Raw genomic sequence first — 17,146 nt, 5'->3', positions numbered from 1 at the left:
GCCGGGCGGCCGGCCATGGCGGCGGCACCCGGCGCGTGCCGGCGGCGTGCGGGCGAAGGTTCGCGGCCCCGGGCCGGCGCGCGGCGGTCGCCGATGCGTCGCCGGCGAGCAAGTACACTGCCGGGCTGCCGCCGGCTGCACGACCTGCCGCACGGCTTTGGATGGAGTTCCCGGGACCGCGCCCGGGCGAAAGGGGGTTTAGGGATGAGTCGCAAGGTCTGGGGGCGGGGTTGGCGCGCGCTTGCGCCGGTGGGGTTGTGGTTGGCATTGGCCTGGCCCGCGACGGCGCAGACGCCGGCCGCGCAGACGCCGCCCAAACCGGACGAGACGCCGCCAGCGGCCGCGAGCGCGCCGGCAGCTGCGGCGTTTCCCGCCGCGACGACGGCGGTTCCGTTGCAGGGCCCGACCGCGCCTGCGCCGCAACCGCGTGCGAATGCGGCGGGGGCGTTCCCGGCTACGACTACGGCGGTGCCGTTGACGCCGGCAGGAGCGAACACCGCTGCGCCGGTGCGTCAGGCGGCTCCGGCTGCGGGGGCGACGTCTGCGCCTGCATCGACACCGGCACCGGCCGCGAAGCCGCCCGCTCCTGCACCGACCACGACCAGCCCGACGCCGCGCCCCGCCGAATCGCGCCCCCCGGCAGCGACGCCGGCAGCCGCGGCACCGGCCGAATCGCGTCCCGCATCGACCATGCCCGCCGCCACCGCGCCGACGGAACCGCGCCGCACCGCGCCGGCGCCGTCCGCCGCGCGAACGCCCGCGCCGGCACCGGCACGCAGCGACGCTCCCGCCCGCAGCGCAACGGCGGCGCCCACGCCCGCCCCGCGCAACGCCGCCCCGGCGCCGACGACGACCCGTCCGGCCGCCACCACGCCCGCCTCCAACACCGCCGCGCCGACCGGCACGCGAACGCCGGCCTCCACGCCGCGCGCCGCCGCACCATCGGCAGCGCCCACCGCAACGCGTCCCGCCGCGCCGGTCGCTTCGCCCGCGCCGCGCCCCACCGTTCCGGCGACCGCGCCGACCCATCGCCCCGCCGCTGCCGCGCCGCCGCCGCCGCGCCTGCCGACCCCGAGCGCACCGCAACGCACCGAACCGTCCGCAGCGGTGCGCGCCGCCGCGTCCGAGCCGCGCCCGTCGCGGATCGTGCTCGACTCGCCGCCGCCGCCGCCGCCGCCGCCGCGCCACGTTCCCGGGGAAGCGCCCTATGTCGCGCCGCTGTCCGGCGGCGTGGTGCGGCAGGCCTCGCCGTTGTCGGACGGCATCGGCGACGACTCGCAGGCGATCCCGCTGCGCCCGTTGCCGCCGCCGGCGCCGAAGCCCACGCCGCCGCCCATCGCCAAACCCGCGATTCAGCCCGCACCGCTGCCCATCGCCAAGCCCGCGCCGCAGCCCGTGCCGCCGCCGGTGGCCAAGCCGGTTCCGACCCCGATCCCCGTCCCGGCGCCCATCGCCGCGCCGCCGCCGCCCGCACCTGTGGTGACGCCGCCGCCGGCGCCCACGCCCATCGCCCTGCCGCCGCCGGCGCCCGTCGCGATCGCCCCGTTGGCGCCCTCGGCCCTGCCGGGCGAGGACGCCGGCGGCGAGGAAATCCTGCTCGAAGCCGCCGCCGGCCCCGCGCCCGCGCCGGCGCTGGTGTCGGTCGACGTGGAGGCCTACGCCGACGGCCTGGTGCCCAGCGCGCTGGCGCGCGGCGGCCTGGCCGGCGCGGTGGTGGTGGTGGTCAAGGACGGCCAGATCCTGCTGGCCAAGGGCTACGGCTACGCCGACCGCGCCAAGGGCCGGCCGATGGACGCCGCGCGCACGGTGATCCGCCCCGGTTCGATCTCCAAGCTGTTCACCTGGACTGCGGTGATGCAGTTGGTCGAACAAGGCAAGCTCGACCTCGACGCCGACGTCAACGACTACCTCGACTTCCGCATCCGCGATTACCACGGCCAGGGCATCACCCTGCGCCAGCTGATGACCCACAGCGCCGGTTTCGAAGAATCCAGCAAGCACCTGTTCGCCGCCGACGCCTCGCGCCTGCGGCCGCTGCGCGCCTACCTGGAAACCGTGCAGCCGCAGCGCATCTATCCGCCCGGCAAGGTGCCGGCGTATTCGAACTACGGCGTGGCCCTGGCCGGCTACATCGTCGAGCGGGTGGCGCGGCAGCCGTTCAACGACTACATCGAGCAGCACGTGCTGATGCCGCTGGACATGCGCCGCTCGACCTTCCGCCAGCCGCTGCCCAAGGGCCTGGCCGGCGACGTGGCGCTGAGCTACGCCAGCGCCGGCGCGCAGCCGATCGGCTTCGAACTGGTCAACCCGGCGCCGGCCGGCGCGCTGTCGACCACCGGCCGCGACATGGCCCACTTCATGATCGCCCAGCTCGACCAGGGCCGTTACCGCGGCGTCGAGATCCTCAAGCCCTACACCGCGCAGGCGATGCAGCGCGCCGCCTCGACGCCGGTGGCGGGGCTGGATTCGATGACCCTGGGCTTCTTCCGCCGCGACAAGCACGGGCTGGTGGCGATCGGCCACGGCGGCGCCACCCAGGCGTTCCAGAGCAATCTGGCGCTGGTGCCGGACAAGAAGCTCGGCGTGTTCGTGTCGGTGGACGGCCCGGGCGCGGCCGGGCGCGCGCTGCATCGCGATCTCATCGACGGTTTGCTCAAGCGCTATTACCCCGAACGCGGCACGCCGCCGGCGACACGGTTGACCGCGCGGCTGCATGGCAAGCAATTGGTCGGCCGTTACGAAAACAGCCGGCAGTCGGCGAGCAACTTCCTCGCCATCGCGCGCTTTCTCGGCAGCTCGGTGGTGACGCTCAACGACGACGACACCGTGTCGGTGTCGTCGCTGCGCACGCGCGACGGACGGATCAAGCGTTGGCGCGAGATCGAGCCGTATGTGTGGCAGGAGCTCGACGGCGACAGCCGGCTGGCGGCCAAGCGCGAGCACGGCCAGATCGTGGCGATCGCCAGCGACGACGCGCCGCCGGCGATGTGGCTGCAGCCGGTGCCGGCATGGCGTTCGGCCGGCTGGATGCTGCCGCTGCTGTACGCGGCGGCGGCGGTGCACGTGCTGGCGCTGGCGCTATGGCCGGCGGCGGCGCTGGTGCGCCGCCACACCCAGCGCCGGCTGAAGCTGGACGGCCGCGAGCGCGACCTGCGCCTTTTGACCTTCTTCGGCCTGATCGCGAACCTGGCGTTGCTGGCGCTGTGGCTGTGGATCCTCGGCCGCGTGGATGCGTCGGCGACCCTGCTCGACGGCCAGCTCGACCCGGCCCTGCGCATCGCTCAATTGCTGGGCGTGCTGAGCATCGCGGTGGCGGTGGTGGCGCTGCTCAACGCACGCGCGGCGTGGAAGCCGCCGATGCAGCGTTTGCGGCGGGTATGCGCGGTGGCGATGGCGGCGGCTTGCGTGGCGGTGGTGTGGTTCGTGTTGGCGTTGCACACCTTGCAGTGGTCGCTGGTGTATTGAGCGGTGTTGTAGGTGAGTGGGGCGGTTGATCGGAGCGGCGCTGTTGCGCCGGGCTCGCTCTAAGCCCCCGTAGCCCCACGCCCGTCATTCCGGCGAAAGCCGGAATCCATTTCGATCTTGCTGTTGCTGTTGTTCTTCGCTCCCCCCGCCGTCTCGAACTCGCCACAGGCAATCAGAGACCCGAAGGGCGGCGCGCAGGACGCGCGCCGTGCGCCACCCAGGCCATGGATGGCCTGTGTGGCGCATCCCTGCGCAGGCTCCGAACGATAGTGGCTCTTGATTCGAAACAGGGAAAAGCACTTTCTTTGGTTACTTTCTTTGTTGCTTTGGACAAAGAAAGTGACCCGGCCGCTTGCGGACGGAAGCTGTTGATCTTCGCTTGTCGTCAAGCGCAACTAACGGGCTTAAGCGAAGTTTGTCGTAGTTGCGTTGGCGCGGTCGCGACTTGCGTCGCTCCAGGGGCTCCGGCCAGTTTCGTATCCGACTGTAGGAGCGGCGCGAGCCGCGACCGCGAATGCGCAACTACGACGGAACCTGCGTTATGGCTGTGATTTCGCGGTCGCGACTTGCGGCGCTCCTACAGGGAGCGTTCCGCGGTGGCTTTCGCCGTTACTCGGTCAACGAGTGAGGACGAGCCGCAATCCAAAGCTTCCGTCCGCAAGCGGCCGGGTCACTTTCTTTGTCTTGCCAAAGAAAGTAACCAAAGAAAGGCGCTTTCCTTGTTTTCGAATCAAGAGCCACTAAGGTTCGGAGCGGGCGCGGGGATGCGCCACACAGGCCATCCATGGCCTGGGTGGCGCACGGCGCGCGTCCTGCGCGCCGCCCTCCGGGTCTCTGTTTGCCTGTGGCGAGTTCGGGGCGGCGGGGGGAGCGAAGAGCATGGCAACAACAACGGCAACAGCAACAGCAACAGCAACAGCTATGGGATGCCGGGCTTCGTTGCGGCGATGGACGAACTCCCAGCGCTAACGCAATGCTCAGTGCGCAACACTCAGCCTTCCCAATCCCCACGTTCGGCCGCCAACCCCAGCGCAAGCGCGCCCTTGCCGACGTTGACCATGCCGGTCAGGCTCATCAGGCTCTCGAAGAACTCCACCTTGTGATCCTGGCACGCCAACCGCAGCGTTTCGTAGCCGGGCAGCGCGTGCAGTTCGGCGAGGTCGCCGCCGTAGCTCAGGCACACGGTCGGGGTCAGCAGTTCGTTGCGGGTCACCCGTCGCGCGGCGAATTCCAGCAGCTTCTGCGCCGCGGCTTCGTAGCTTTTGATCTTGGCGATGGGGCCGGTCTCGCCCCGGTTGCAGTGCAGGATCGGTTTGATGTCCAGCGCGGTGCCGAGGGTTGCGCTGAGGAAACTCACGCTGCGGTCGCCGCGATGGCGGGTGCGCGCGCGCAGGTAGTTGAGGTCGCGCGGGATCAGGTAGCCATGGGTGTTGAGCACCAGGTGCTCCAGCCGCGCGCGGATCTTCGGCGGCGCCTCGCCGGCGTCGCGCATGCGCACCGCCTCGACCGCGGTGATGCCCTGCGCGGCGAACAGGTTCAAGGTGTCGATCACCCGCAGCGAGAACGGCGTGTTGATGCCGGCGGCGCTGCGCACCGGTTTGTAGTCGTTGAGGATGGCGAAGCTGGCCTGGTTCGCGTTGTCGAACACCGGACTGCGGGTCTTGGTGATCGTCATGCAGAACACGTAGTCGTAGTCGATCGCCAGCTGGCTTACGAACAGGTCGCGCACCTGCTGCACGGTGAACGGCGTGGTCTCGGCTTCGAAGCCGCGCTCGGCCAGGTGCGCGTTGAGGAATTGCAGTGTGGCCTGTTCGTTGCGATGGTCGGCCAGCACCGCCTGGCCGATGCGCACGGTGATGGGCAGCAGGTGGATGTTGTGTTGCTGGAAATACTCCAGCGGCAGATCGCAAGCGGAGTCGACGACGATTCCAATGCGCATGGTCCCCCCCCGGGTTCTTGGCGCGTGGCTATCGAGTGTGACCGGCAGCATACCTGCGGCGACGCCGGACGCGCACTCACGCGGTCCGGCAAGGGGCGGGCGTTCGTTCAGCCCCGGCGCTGCACGCCGATTGGCAGCTGTTTCAGGCGTTGCATTTCGGGATCTTCAAGCAATTCGGGATGTTGCAGCGCGTCAACGGCGAAGTCGTGTGCATCGTTGCCCCAGAACATATGCGGGCCTATGCACAACGTCGGCACGCCGAATACGCCGGCAAGCAAGGCCGCCTCGGTATTCGCGCGCAACGCGTTCTTGACCGCCTCGCTGGCGACGGCGTCGGCCGGCACGTCGAGCGCGGCGGCGACCGGGCTCAGCGCCTCGACGCTGTCGCCCGCCTGGCCCTGGCTCCAGATCCAGTCGAAGATCGCGTCGACCGCCGCCGGCGTGCTGCCGGCGGCTACGCACAGGCGCAGCGCCGCCAGCGGGTTGAACGGATGCGCGGGCGGAAAGCGCAAGGTCGCCCCTTCGCGCCGCGCCTGCCACAGCACGTGGCGATAGGTGAATTCGCGTTTGCCCGGAATTTCCGCCGGGCCCTTGTGCGCGTGCGCCGACAGCACCGCGCCGAACACGATCGGCACCAGCGCGACCGGCCGTTCGTGGATGAGTTCGCGCAGCTTGCGCCATTGCAGATAGGAAAACGGCGAGACGAAGTCGAAGTACCAGCGCAGGGCGGGGGCGCTCATCGCGGGCTCCTTATTTCCAGGCGCCGAGGATCACGCCGTAGAGGACGAATTGCAGGATGTGGTAGCCGCTGTCGATCATCCACAGCTTGAGGCTGCGGCCGGCGAAGGCGTAGTTGATGCCGAAGCTCATCGAGACGAAGAACAGGCCGACCACGAAGCCGACGCCGAAGCCGTCCACGGCGCTCGCCTGCGGCGGCATCAGCGCGGCGAAGATCGTCGCCGACAACAGCGCGCAGACGATGGCGGTGGCGAACACGCGGCCGGCGTGGGCGGGCTTGGCGTCCGGATCGATCCCGGCCTCGCGGCACCACGCGCGCTTGAACAAGGGCCCGTACCACAGCCCGCCGAGGACGAACGAAGACGCGGTGGCGGCGGCGATGGCGAGCCAGTTGACCTGGTCGATGGGGACGTTCATGCGCGGACTCCGAAAACGATTGCGATTGCGTGGGACGGTCGCCCGGCGAGCTGCGGCGGGCATCGCGGCGGCGAGGACGCCGTGGCGCAAGCATACGCCGCCGCGCCGGCGCGAGGCGCCGCGTGCGCCGGCGTCGCGGGCTATCGCCGGCCGATGGCGTCGGGCATTGTGGCGGGCATGAACGCACCATTCCTCGCACGCATCCGCCATTCGCGCATCGCCTCGACCGCCGCCTTGCTGTTGTCGTTCGCGCTGCCCTTCCTGTGGGCGCTTTCGACCGGACTGGTCTGGGACTTGGGCAAGCGGCTGCCGGGCAGCGTGAGCGACACGTCGATCGCGTTTCCTTCCGGCGCGCCGCTGATAGCGATCGTGATCGCCGCGTGGCTGGTCGGATTCCTCGCGTTGCAGCGCCGGTTGCGTGGCGAGCGGCGGGCGGTGTGGCTGGCAGGCGCGGTGGCGGTCGCGGCGTTCTGCGCGTGCTTCACCTGGCAGTTCGGCAGCGCGGAGTGGAATCCCTGGCCGGAGCCGGGATCGGTCAACCTGTTCCCGTTGCGCTTCGCTGCGGCGTTGGCGATGGCTGCGCTCGGCAGCGCCTTCGGCGCGGCCTATCTGACGCCGCGGCCCGCGGCCGCGCCCGCGGCGTAGTCGGCGCTAACCCGCTCCGCCGCCTAAGCGGCGAGCGTTCTTGCGCAGGCCTACGGCGCGTGCGGCCACGCGCGATGCGGGCGGCACCCGACGGCGCCGCCCGCGCGCCGGGTCAACGCCCGGCCGGCAACGGATACGCCCGCGGCAATCCGTTGTCCGGGTGCAGATAGCGATCGCGCAACTCGGTCTGGCGGCTGCGCATTTCGATTGCGCGGCCGTCCATCCACACCTGCAGCGCGACGCTGGCCACGTCGAGCGGGTCGCCGCTCCACAGCACCAGGTCGGCGCGCTTGCCCGGGGCGATGGCGCCGACTTCGCCGGCGACGCCGAAGGTTTCCGCCGGCACCCGGGTCAGGCCGGCGAGTCCGTCGGCCCAGGGCAGGCCCGCGGCCACCGCATTGCCGGCCAGCTGCCGCACCTTGCGCGCGTTGTGCGAGGCGCCGCCTTCGCTGAAACCGACCGCGACGCCGGCGGCGCGCAGGCGCGCAGCGTTTTCCATGCTGGCGCCGACCTGGTCGAAGTCGCTGGGCAGGTTCGACAACGGATTGACGAACACCGGCACCTTGGCCGCGGCCAGCTGCGGCGCCAGCCGCCAGGCTTCGGCGCCGCCGGCGATGGCGATGCGCAACTGGTGCTTGGACGACCAGCGCAGCAGTTGCCGGATGTCGGCGGCGCGGTCGACGCCGAACACGATCCGCCCGCCGCCGCCGAAGTATTTCTGCAAGGTCGCGCGGCCGGCCGGGGTCAACAACGCGGCGTGGTTGTCGGGGGTAATGCGGCCGCGGGTTTCGTCGATGAGCTGGTCGAGGAGCATCCACTGCGCCGCGCGCGAGCTGCCGCTCAGGCCCAGGCTGTCCTTGCCCAGGCGCACGAATAGCGCGCGCGGGCCGATCGGGTCGGCGCCGCCGTCCAGGCGCTCGATGCCGCCCTGGCCGGCGACGATCGAGCCGCCGGTGGCGGTGCCGGCGCCGATCAGAGTCCAGCCGATGCCTTCGATCCGGGTCACCGGGATCAGCACCGAATCGGGGTTGTAGGCCAAGGTTACGTCGAACTCCGGCCGCACCGTCATTTCCTTGGTGTCGGCGCCCAGCGCGACGGTCTGGTCGACCGTGGATTTCTCGCCGGAGACTTCTTCCAGGCCGATCTCGGTGATGCCGCCGAACAAGGTCGGCGTGACCGGCTTGCCGGCCGCGTCGATCACCTGCGCGCCAGCCGGCGCGCTCAGGCCGCGGCCGACCGCGCGCACGACGCCGCCGGACACCAGCACATCGGCGTTCTCCAGCGAGCCCTGCGCGGTGGCGGTGTGGACGGTGGCGTTGCGGATCAGCACGTTCTGCGCGGACGCGGCGAAGCTGGCGCACAGCAGCGCGGCGGCGAGGGCGGTAGTGGCGAAGGCGGTTTGGCGTATGCGCGCGGTGTTCAAGGCCTGCATGGTCTCTCCCGCTTCCGTCATTCCGGCGAAAGCCGGAATCCATTTTGATTTTTCTCTCGCACTCAACGCGCGCGGCCCATTCCCGCCTATTGCAGAAGCAACAGCAAAATGGATTCCGGCTTTCGCCGGAATGACGGATGTGGAGGACGCCGCTTCGGCCGAAGCCGCAATCGCGTCGCTTCGGTTGATTCCGGCTTTCGCCGGAATGACGGGTGTGAGGGCGGCCACATCGGACGAAGCGAGCGGCGAAGCGAACGCGGTGAAACGGCTCATCGCACACCTCCGGCCGCCGCGCCCTGGGTCGCCGGTTGGCCGAGCATGAAGTCGGACTTGGGCTGGCGCGAGGCGTCGCTGCGGTCGTACACGCGCGCGCCGTCGATGTAGACCTGCTCGGCCTTGGCGTAGACGCTGAAGGGATTGCCGTTCCACACCACCACGTCGCCCATCTTGCCGGCCTCCAAGGTGCCGGTGCGTTCGCCGATGCCCAGCGCCTTGGCCGGGTTCTGGGTCAGCCAGCGGATCGCGCGCTCCGGCGCGATCTCGATGCCGGCCAGGCGCGCGTGCGCGATCACCTTGGCCGCTTCCTGGTTGAGCCGCTGGATGCCTTCTTCCGAATCCGAATGCACGATCGCGCAGCTGTTGGCCGGGCGGTCGACGATGGCGATGTTTTCCTGGATGCCGTCGAAGGCCTCCATCTTGAAGCCCCACCAGTCGGCCCACAGCGCGCCGCACACGCCTTCGGCGGCGAGCCGGTCGGCGATCTTGTAGGCCTCCACGCCGTGGTGGAAGGCGCTGACCTTGAAGCCGAATTCCTTGGCCAGGTCGAGCATGGTGGTCATCTCGTCGGCGCGGTAGCAGTGGATGTGGACCAGGATGTCGCCCTTGATCGCGCCGGCCAGGGTGTCGAGCTTGAGATCGCGCTTGCCGCCGGTGTCCTTCTCGCTGTCGCTGGCCGCGGCCGGCGCCGAGCTCTGCCACCAGCGCTTCTTCGCCGGCTTGGCGCTCTTGGGCGTGGTCTTGCGCAGGTATTCGCTGGCGTCGATGAAGGCGGCGCGGTAACCGGCGACGTTGCCCATGCGCGTGCCCGGCGAGACGTTGCGGCTGCCGTAGACGCGCTTGGGGTTCTCGCCGCAGGCCATCTTCAGGCCCCACGGCGCGCCGGGGAATTTCATCGCCTGGTAGCTGCCGGCGGGCACGTTCTTGAGGGTGACGCCGCGGCCGCCGATCAGGTTGGCCGAGCCGGGCAGGATCTGCAGCGAAGTGATGCCGCCGGCCAGGGCGGTGGCGAAGCCCGGGTCCTGCGGCCAGATCGAATGCTCGGCCCAGACGTTGGGCGTGACCGGGCTGGTCATCTCGTTGCCGTCGCTGTGCGCGCTCACGCCAGGGCTGGGGTAGACGCCCAGGTGCGAGTGCACGTCGATGATGCCGGGGGTGATCCACTTGCCGCTGGCGTCGACGCGGGCGGCGTCGGCGGGGGCGTCGAGCTGGCTGCCGACGGCGACGATCTTGCCGCCCTGCAGCAGCACGTCGGCGCCGTCCAGGCGCTGGCCGGTGCCGGTCAGCACGGTCGCGCCGCGCAGCAGCACCGGGCCGGAGGCGACCGGCTTGTAGGTGCTGGGATAAGGATCCTGGGTGTAGCGCGAGGCGGGCGCGGGCGCCGCCGCCTGCGCAGCGCCGGCGAGCAGGACCAGGCCGCAACCGGCCAGGAAGGGTCGGAACATGGATTTCCCCCGAAGAACGCGGACTTATGGGACTGGCCCGGGCCAGCCTCGGAACCCTAGCCGCCGTCCGCGGCCGTGCCAACCCTGACGATGGTCATGGGCGTGCGACAATATTCGGACTACAACAACAAAAAAGGGAAAACCCCATGAAAGACAAAGAACAGATCGTCGAAAACTGGCTGCCGCGCTACACCGGCGTGGCCCTGGACCAGTTCGGCGAACACGTCCTGCTGACCAACTTCGGCGGCTACCTGCACACCTTCGCCCGCCTGACCGGCGCCGAAGTGGTCGGCCTGGACCGCCCGATGCCCAGCGCCACCGCCGACGGCATCACCATGATCAACTTCGGCATGGGCAGCCCCAACGCCGCCACGATGATGGACCTGCTCTCGGCGATCATGCCCAAGGCGGTGCTGTTCCTGGGCAAGTGCGGCGGGCTCAAGCGCAAGAACCAGCTCGGCGACCTGGTCCTGCCGATCGCCGCGATCCGCGGCGAGGGCACTTCCAACGATTACCTGCTGCCCGAAGTGCCGGCGCTGCCGGCGTTCGCGCTGCAGCGCGCGGTGTCCACCACCATCCGCGACCTCGGCCACGACTACTGGACCGGTTCGGTCTACACCACCAACCGCCGGGTCTGGGAGCACGACGAAGCCTTCAAGGAACGCCTGCGCGCGATGCGCTGCATGGCCATCGACATGGAGACCGCGACCGTGTTCGCCGCCGGCTTCGCCAACCGCATCCCGTGCGGCGCGCTGCTGCTGGTGTCGGACCAGCCGATGATCCCGGAAGGCGTCAAGACCGAGGCCTCCGACGCCAAGGTCAGCGCCAGCTACGTCGACACCCACATCAGCGTCGGCATCGAGGCGCTCAAGCTGATCCGCCGCCACGGCAAGTCGGTGCGGCATCTGCGCTTCGACGAGTGAGTCCCTCGGCTTAGAATCCGCGTTCCACTCAGGCCAACGGGGAAGGCCCATGCGCAAGATCGTCGTCAGCGGATTCCTGGTCGCGTTGCTGGTCCTGGGCGCGGCCCCGCCGGCGGCCGCGCAGCAGGCCCCGGCGCTGCCGCCGGCGCCGCCGGACGAAATCGTGTCCGGGCCGGGCCTGGGGGTGTTCTACTTCCATCCGGCCGACGAGACCGGCGATGCCTGGAGCGCCGGAGGCCTGGTCGGGGCGGGCCTCAACGCCTTCATTAACTCCACGTCCGAGCTCAAGCGCGCCAGCCTGGAGCAGCGCGAACGCCTCGCATCGCGCGTCGACGTGGTCGCCGAGCGCACGGCACTGGCGGCGGCGCTGCATCGCGCCGACGGTCCGGCGCGGTTGTCGCTGCGCTACGGCATGAGCCAGGACATGTCGGCCCTGATGGTGCTGGCCGAACTCGGCCCGGTCGCCGCGCCGCGCGCGCGGCCGCTGCGGCTGGCCTATCAGTCGCCGGTGCACGAGCTCGAGGCCAAGACCGCGCAGGAGATCGAGGCCGAACTGGCCGAGGTCGAGCGCAACAAGGCGCAGATGAGCGCCCGCCAGTACCGCAAGGCGCAGGAGCAGGCGCGTTCGCCGCAGCGCGAATGGCCGGCGATCTACAGCGCCCACGCGCAGTACTGGCTGGCCGACGACGGCGCGGCGCTGCGCGTGGCGCTGGCCCAGGCGCGCGAGCGCATGGCGGCGATGATCGGCTTCGCCCGCGACGCCGATCCGACCCTGGCGCCGGATGGCTTGCTGGCGAAAGTCGGCGAGACGCTGGCCCAGGACGGCGAGTGGCGCACGCGGGTGGAGGCCGCCGACCTGATCGTGACCAAGCGCGCCGTCGACCCGGAGTACTACCGCAGCTGGAACCAGTTCCTGGCGGGACGCGACGCCGCGCGATGAGCATCGCATCCGCGGCGCGGCGGCCGCATCGCATCGTCCTGGCCATCGTCGGGTGGATGCTGGCCGGCGCGGCAGCGGCCGGCGACGCCGGCCTGGAGCGCGTGCTGACCCGCTGGGACCTGGACGCGCGCGCCGACCTCAAGGCGGTGATCGTGCTGCGCGACGGCGAGGTCGTCGCGCAGCGCTACTACAACGGCGCCGACGCGCAATCTCTGCACGACATCCGTTCGGCCGGCAAGAGCGTGACCGCGTTGCTGGCCGGGATCGCGGCCGACCGCGGCCGCCTGCGCTTCGATCAGCCGGCCGCGCGCTGCCTGCCCGGCGCGGGCCCGGCGCTGGCCGGCGTGCGCGTGAGCGATCTGCTGAGCATGCGCTCGGGCCTGGACGCCGACGACGAGAACCCGCGCTCGCCGGGCAACGAGGACCGCCTGGACGAGGCCGCCGACCCGGTCGCCTTCGCCCTGTCGGTGCCGCGCCGCGAAGCGCCGGGAACGCGCTACGCCTACAACTCGCTGACCGCCTACCTCGCCGGCCTGTGCGTGGAAGGCGCGAGCGGGCAGCCGCTGGACGAGTTCGCGCGGCAGCATCTGTTCGCGCCGCTGGGCATCGACCATTGGCGCTGGCAGCGCGACGCCGGCGGCCACGCCAAGGGCCAGGGCAATCTGTCGCTGCGCGCGCGCGACTTCGCCCGCATCGGCCAGATGGCGCTCGACGGCGGCGCGTGGCAAGGCCGCGCGATCGTGCGCGCCGATACGCTGCGCGCGATCCTGGCGCCGCGCGTGCGCATCGCCGCCGTCGACCCGTACGCCGACGACTACGGCTGGTTCTGGTATCGCCGCACCCAGCACGTCGGTGGCCGCGCGATCGAGGTGGTGTTCGCGTCCGGCAACGGCGGCAACAAACTGTATCTGGTGCCGGCTCTGCGCATGGTCGTGGCGATCCAGTCCAGCGCGTATGGCCGCGGTTACGGCCAGCGCCGCTCGCAGGACATCCTGCGCGCGCTGTTGGCCGCAGCGGCGCCCAGCGATGGAACTGCGACGGCGCGCTGAACGCTTCATGGATTGTCACAAAAACCGCTATTTTTATAGGGGTTTTGCGACGTCCGACACGCGCCATCCAAAGGCCTGAGACCTCCGCGCGCGACACTGTCTTCCACGACCGGAGGACAGGTCATGGAACAGCTCATCTTCACCGTCATCGGCGCCCTGCTCACCTGGGCCTTCTACTTCATCCAACGCATCGCCGAACGTCGCGGCACGGTCGACGCGATCGAGCGTGGCAAGCAGTTGCTCGCGCTCAAGCAGGAACTGGACGGCGCCCACACCAGCGTCGAGGAACTGCAACGCTTCGAAAGCCGTCTGATCGGCAAGGCCGAACGCGCGGTGCGCGTGGCCGACAGTTACGTCGGCAAGGCCGAGGCGATCGCCCGCGATCAGGGCGACGACGCGGTCAGCCAGTCCGACATGAACCGCCAGGCCCTGGCCGAACTGAGCCGCGAGCAGACCCGCCTGGACGGCGTGGTCGCACACCTGCGCGACCAACTCGACGGCGATGGCCGCGCCGCGTTCGAACAGGCGCACGAGGCCTGGCAGGCGTTCCGCGAGCGGCACGCGCGCTTCATCGCGCAGTCGTACTCGTCCGGCTCGGTGCGGCCGCTGATCTACGCGGTGACGATGGAGAGCATCACTGTGGCCTGGATCAGCGAACTGGAGACGCAGCTCGGCGAAGGCGCCTGATCGTCGCGTACTTCGCGATCTACCTGTAGGAGCGGCGCGAGTCGCGACCGCGACATCGCGCCTACGACGCAAGCGAGGTTTCGCGGTCGCGGCTTGCGCCGCTCCTACAGGCAGGCTTCGGCAGCCGCGCCGCGCCGTGTTACGGTGCGGCCCTGCTTCCAGAACCGGACCCGCCATGTCCATCACCGCCCAAGACGTCGTCGCCTTCTGGCGCGACGCCGGTCCCGATCGCTGGTTCGACCGCGACGACCGCTTCGACCAGCAATGCCGCAGCGGCTTCCTCGAGGCCCATTTCGCCGCCGCGCGGCGCGAGCACGACGACTGGGTCGAGCGCGACGCCGAATCGGCGCTGGCGCTGCTGATCCTGCTCGACCAGATCCCGCGCAACGTGTTCCGCGGCAGCGCCCACGCCTTCGCCACCGATCCGCTGGCGCGCCACTACGCGCGGCGCGCGCTCGAACTCGGCCACGACCAACTGGTCGAGCCGGCGCTGCGGCCGTTCTTCTATCTGCCGCTGGAGCACTCGGAAGACCTTGCCGACCAGCAGCGCTCGGTCGAACTGCATCGCGCCTTGCCCGCAAGCGGCGACGGCAGCGACCCGGCGCAGTGGGCGGTGCAGCACCAGCAGATCATCGAGCGCTTCGGGCGTTTTCCGCACCGCAATCCGGTGCTGGGGCGGGCGACGACGGCCGACGAGCAGGCCTATCTCGACGATGGCGGCTTCAAGGGCTAAGCAGCTACGGAGTACCCCTGTAGGAGCGGCGCGAGCCGCGACCGCGACATCGCGCCTACGACGCAAGCGAGGTTTCGCGGTCGCGGCTTGCGCCGCTCCTACAGGGAGCCGCCCGCTATCGTCGTGGTTGCGGCATTCGATGCTTCGACCAAAAAGCACGAAGCCGCGACCCGAAGGCCGCGGCTCCGTAATACGCCGATGTTCGCGCGCTCAGTACTTGGCGATGCCGCCGCCCAGGTCGGCCCAGGCGTCGATGCCGCCGACCACGTTGTAGACCTCGCGGAAGCCGAGCTGGCGGAAGTGCTCCGCGGCCTGCGCGCTGCGCCCGCCGCGGTGGCACAGGAACGCGACCGGCGCGTCCTTGGGCAGGGCTTCCAGCGCCTCGGTGCCGGCGTCGAAGGTGTCGAAGGCGACGTCGGCCTGGGCCAGCGCGCGCTCGTCGGCCGGGCGCACGTCGATCAGGCGCACGCTACCGGCCTGCACGCGCTCGCGCACATCGGCCGGCGCAATCGAACGCACCGCCGGCGGCGCGTTCGGGTTGGTGATGACCAGGCCGCGGCCGCGCTCGTCGTCGGCCCAGTCGATCGACACGCCGTCGGCGCGGCGCGCGTTGAGCCAGTCGGTCTGCACGCGCACGCCGTCGATCTCCACCGCGACCGCGTCGGCATCGACCGGCGCCAGCTGCAGGCGCACGTTGTGGCGCGCGTCGACGTCCAGTTGCACGGCGTAGTTTTCGCCGGCGCCGGCCACCGCATCGCGCAGCATCTTCGCCGCGGCAGCGGTGATTTCGAGCTTGGGCGGGCTGCGGTCGGGTGCGGGCAGGCCGAGCGCGCCGTGCAGTTCGCCGCTGCCGGCCATCTGCAGAATGATGTCGCTGCCGCCGACCAACTGGCCGTCGATATACAGCTGCGGGATGGTCGGCCACTCGCCGTAGGCCTTGATGCCCTCGCGGATCTCTGCATCGCTGAGCACGTCGACGTGCGCATAGCCCTGCGGCAGCAGCGCGTTGAGGGTGCCCGCGGCCTTGGCCGAGAAGCCGCACTGCGGCGCGTCCGGCGCGCCCTTCATGAACAGCACGACGCGGTTGGAGTGGAGCAGGGTTTCGATGCGCGAGCGCAGTTCGGGAGTCAGGGACATGGAGGTAGCGGGGAGCTGGCGGAAGTCCTGGGCACATGGGGGCGGCGGCGCGCCGATGCAAGTGGCGACGGCCGCGAGGCAGCGGGCCAACCTTCCTGCCTGGAAAGGTTCGAAACCTCCGGCTGCGACGTGTGGGAGGGCCTTCAGGCCCGACGCCTTCGGCTCCGCCGCCGCGCTGTTGCATCCCGGGGCGGCCTGCCACATCGCGGGCGGTCCCACGCCCGACAATGCCCCGCAGCGCCCTCCCCGCTACGATGATCGCCCCCGCCCGATGCTTTGCCGATTCCCTCCGCCGATGCCCCCAACCGTCCGCCATCGCCCGCCCCGCTACCCTGAGGTCGCGCTGTGGCTGTTCGCGGCCTCGCAACTGGCCGTCCTGGGCCTGTGGTGGGCCGGCGGCTGGCGCCTCGGCCTGCCGGCGCTGGCGCTGAGCCACTTGACCATGGTCTGGGGCACGTTGAGGCCCGGCTCGGCCTTGTTCAGCCCGGTGCTGCGGCGTCTGCCCACGCGCGAGCCGGTGGTGTGGCTGACCATCGACGACGGTCCGTCCGACGACACCGAGGCGATGCTCGACCTGCTCGACGCGCACGCGGCCAAGGCGACTTTCTTCGTCGTCGCCGAGCGCGCGCGGGCGCGGCCGGAGTTGCTGGCGCAGATCGTGCGGCGCGGCCACGGCGTCGGCCATCACAGCGCCAGCCATCCTTCTGCGGCGTTCTGGCGATTGGGGCCGGGGGCGATGCGGCGCGAGATCGTCGAGGCCGACCGGACTTTGCGCGAGTTGCTGCCGGGTTATCGGCTGCGTTGGTTCCGCGCGGTGGTCGGTATGGCCAATCCTTTCGTCGCTCGCTGGCTCAAGCGGTGCGGGCTGGCGCGGGTGGCGTGGAGTGCGCGCGGGTACGACGCGGTGGCGGCGGAGCCGGGGCGGGTGGTGGCGCGGGTCGAGCGCGATCTGGCGCCGGGGGCGATCGTGTTGATGCACGAGGGGGCGGGGCACGGGCGCAGTGTGGAGACGATGGCGGCTTTGTTGGGGCGGTTGGGTGTGTTGGGGTATCGCTGTGTGTTGCCTGAGGTGAGCGAGTAGCGTCGTCTTTGGGCGATGGCGATGGTTTGTTGGGCGCGATGGTTGGGGGGCGTTTGTCGTGATTGCGGTGTCGCGGTCGCGGCTTGCGCCGCTCCTACAGGGGCTCCGGCAAGTTTCGTATCCGACTGTAGGAGCGGCGCAAGCCGCGACTGCGACAACGCAACTACGACGCCATACCAACTGCCCGTCATTCCGGCGAAAGCCGGAATCCAACCGCAGCGACGCGGCTCCGCCGTGAT

General features: G+C 70.6%; 15 protein-coding genes. 8 read left to right on the top strand and 7 right to left on the bottom strand.

Annotated elements, in window-relative coordinates; genetic code table 11:
* Window positions 1–512 precede the first annotated feature (512 nt).
* Window positions 513–1,091, bottom strand: coding sequence for a hypothetical protein (locus BLU84_RS20360; RefSeq protein ID WP_139175154.1), 579 nt, complete (start codon window positions 1,089–1,091; stop codon window positions 513–515).
* Between the two features lie 16 nt (window positions 1,092–1,107).
* Here BLU84_RS20360 and BLU84_RS20355 point away from each other — a divergent pair, with 16 nt between their 5' ends.
* A complete protein-coding gene (locus tag BLU84_RS20355) occupies window positions 1,108–3,465 on the top strand; it encodes a serine hydrolase domain-containing protein (RefSeq protein ID WP_083382944.1) in 2,358 nt (785 codons plus the stop codon).
* Between the two features lie 991 nt (window positions 3,466–4,456).
* On the opposite strand, the gene BLU84_RS20350 is transcribed toward BLU84_RS20355, so the two are convergent.
* From BLU84_RS20350 to BLU84_RS20340, 3 genes are all read right to left on the bottom strand, one after another.
* Window positions 4,457–5,404 carry a DegV family protein gene (locus BLU84_RS20350; protein WP_074871493.1) on the bottom strand — a complete coding sequence of 316 codons (948 nt, stop codon included), beginning with the start codon at window positions 5,402–5,404 and terminating at the stop codon, window positions 4,457–4,459.
* Between the two features lie 107 nt (window positions 5,405–5,511).
* On the bottom strand, window positions 5,512–6,144 hold the full coding sequence (locus BLU84_RS20345; RefSeq protein ID WP_074871491.1) for a 2-hydroxychromene-2-carboxylate isomerase: 633 nt from the start codon (window positions 6,142–6,144) through the stop codon (window positions 5,512–5,514).
* Between the two features lie 10 nt (window positions 6,145–6,154).
* Complete coding sequence (locus tag BLU84_RS20340) at window positions 6,155–6,559, bottom strand: DUF1761 domain-containing protein (protein WP_074871489.1); 405 nt, start codon at window positions 6,557–6,559, stop codon at window positions 6,155–6,157.
* 234 nt (window positions 6,560–6,793) lie between these two features.
* Between BLU84_RS20340 and BLU84_RS20335 the strand changes: the two genes are divergently transcribed.
* Window positions 6,794–7,204, top strand: coding sequence for a hypothetical protein (locus BLU84_RS20335; protein ID WP_083382940.1), 411 nt, complete (start codon window positions 6,794–6,796; stop codon window positions 7,202–7,204).
* A 112-nt stretch (window positions 7,205–7,316) separates the two neighbouring features.
* Here the strand turns inward: BLU84_RS20335 and BLU84_RS20330 are convergent, their stop codons facing one another.
* The gene (locus BLU84_RS20330) at window positions 7,317–8,636 is read right to left on the bottom strand and encodes an amidohydrolase family protein (RefSeq protein ID WP_074871483.1); all 1,320 of its coding nucleotides are present in this window, start codon (window positions 8,634–8,636) and stop codon (window positions 7,317–7,319) included.
* A gap of 269 nt (window positions 8,637–8,905) precedes the next feature.
* Entirely contained in the window at window positions 8,906–10,357 is a 1,452-nt protein-coding gene (locus BLU84_RS20325; RefSeq protein ID WP_083382938.1) for an amidohydrolase, read from the bottom strand.
* Window positions 10,358–10,503: 146 nt separating this feature from the next.
* On the opposite strand from BLU84_RS20325, the gene BLU84_RS20320 reads away from it, so the two are divergent.
* The 5 genes from BLU84_RS20320 to BLU84_RS20300 all read left to right on the top strand — a co-directional run bounded on the left by BLU84_RS20320 (window position 10,504) and on the right by BLU84_RS20300 (window position 14,689).
* Window positions 10,504–11,280 (top strand): AMP nucleosidase, encoded by a 777-nt coding sequence (locus BLU84_RS20320; RefSeq protein WP_074871480.1) that lies wholly within the window; start codon window positions 10,504–10,506, stop codon window positions 11,278–11,280.
* Window positions 11,281–11,329: 49 nt separating this feature from the next.
* Window positions 11,330–12,220, top strand: coding sequence for a hypothetical protein (locus tag BLU84_RS20315; protein ID WP_074871477.1), 891 nt, complete (start codon window positions 11,330–11,332; stop codon window positions 12,218–12,220).
* The gene (locus tag BLU84_RS20310) at window positions 12,217–13,269 is read left to right on the top strand and encodes a serine hydrolase domain-containing protein (RefSeq protein ID WP_211664587.1); all 1,053 of its coding nucleotides are present in this window, start codon (window positions 12,217–12,219) and stop codon (window positions 13,267–13,269) included. Before BLU84_RS20315 ends, BLU84_RS20310 begins: the two co-directional genes overlap by 4 nt.
* A 123-nt stretch (window positions 13,270–13,392) precedes the next feature.
* Window positions 13,393–13,956, top strand: a complete 564-nt coding sequence (locus BLU84_RS20305; protein WP_074871474.1) for a lysozyme inhibitor LprI family protein — start codon at window positions 13,393–13,395, stop codon at window positions 13,954–13,956.
* Window positions 13,957–14,131: 175 nt separating this feature from the next.
* Window positions 14,132–14,689: a DUF924 family protein gene (locus BLU84_RS20300; RefSeq protein WP_074871472.1), complete on the top strand. Its 558-nt coding sequence runs from the start codon at window positions 14,132–14,134 to the stop codon at window positions 14,687–14,689.
* 210 nt (window positions 14,690–14,899) lie between these two features.
* On the opposite strand, the gene grxD is transcribed toward BLU84_RS20300, so the two are convergent.
* A complete protein-coding gene (gene grxD / locus BLU84_RS20295) occupies window positions 14,900–15,826 on the bottom strand; it encodes a Grx4 family monothiol glutaredoxin (protein ID WP_074871470.1) in 927 nt (308 codons plus the stop codon).
* Between the two features lie 295 nt (window positions 15,827–16,121).
* Here grxD and BLU84_RS20290 point away from each other — a divergent pair, with 295 nt between their 5' ends.
* Window positions 16,122–16,907 (top strand): polysaccharide deacetylase family protein, encoded by a 786-nt coding sequence (locus BLU84_RS20290; RefSeq protein ID WP_074871467.1) that lies wholly within the window; start codon window positions 16,122–16,124, stop codon window positions 16,905–16,907.
* The last annotated feature ends 239 nt before the right edge of the window (window positions 16,908–17,146 follow it).

Source organism: Lysobacter enzymogenes, assembly GCF_900106525.1.
GTDB lineage: Bacteria > Pseudomonadota > Gammaproteobacteria > Xanthomonadales > Xanthomonadaceae > Lysobacter > Lysobacter enzymogenes.
The sequence above is the reverse complement of the archived record's forward strand: the minus strand, read 5'-3'. Positions and strand labels throughout refer to the sequence as shown.

Coding starts and splice junctions, on each gene's coding strand:
- BLU84_RS20350 (WP_074871493.1), bottom strand. CDS start 5,404: ATGCGCATTGGAATCGTCGTCGACTCCGCTTGCGATCTGCCGCTGGAG.
- BLU84_RS20345 (WP_074871491.1), bottom strand. CDS start 6,144: ATGAGCGCCCCCGCCCTGCGCTGGTACTTCGACTTCGTCTCGCCGTTT.
- BLU84_RS20340 (WP_074871489.1), bottom strand. CDS start 6,559: ATGAACGTCCCCATCGACCAGGTCAACTGGCTCGCCATCGCCGCCGCC.
- BLU84_RS20330 (WP_074871483.1), bottom strand. CDS start 8,636: ATGCAGGCCTTGAACACCGCGCGCATACGCCAAACCGCCTTCGCCACT.
- BLU84_RS20325 (WP_083382938.1), bottom strand. CDS start 10,357: ATGTTCCGACCCTTCCTGGCCGGTTGCGGCCTGGTCCTGCTCGCCGGC.
- BLU84_RS20320 (WP_074871480.1), top strand. CDS start 10,504: ATGAAAGACAAAGAACAGATCGTCGAAAACTGGCTGCCGCGCTACACC.
- BLU84_RS20315 (WP_074871477.1), top strand. CDS start 11,330: ATGCGCAAGATCGTCGTCAGCGGATTCCTGGTCGCGTTGCTGGTCCTG.
- BLU84_RS20310 (WP_211664587.1), top strand. CDS start 12,217: ATGAGCATCGCATCCGCGGCGCGGCGGCCGCATCGCATCGTCCTGGCC.
- BLU84_RS20305 (WP_074871474.1), top strand. CDS start 13,393: ATGGAACAGCTCATCTTCACCGTCATCGGCGCCCTGCTCACCTGGGCC.
- BLU84_RS20300 (WP_074871472.1), top strand. CDS start 14,132: ATGTCCATCACCGCCCAAGACGTCGTCGCCTTCTGGCGCGACGCCGGT.
- grxD (WP_074871470.1), bottom strand. CDS start 15,826: ATGTCCCTGACTCCCGAACTGCGCTCGCGCATCGAAACCCTGCTCCAC.
- BLU84_RS20290 (WP_074871467.1), top strand. CDS start 16,122: ATGCCCCCAACCGTCCGCCATCGCCCGCCCCGCTACCCTGAGGTCGCG.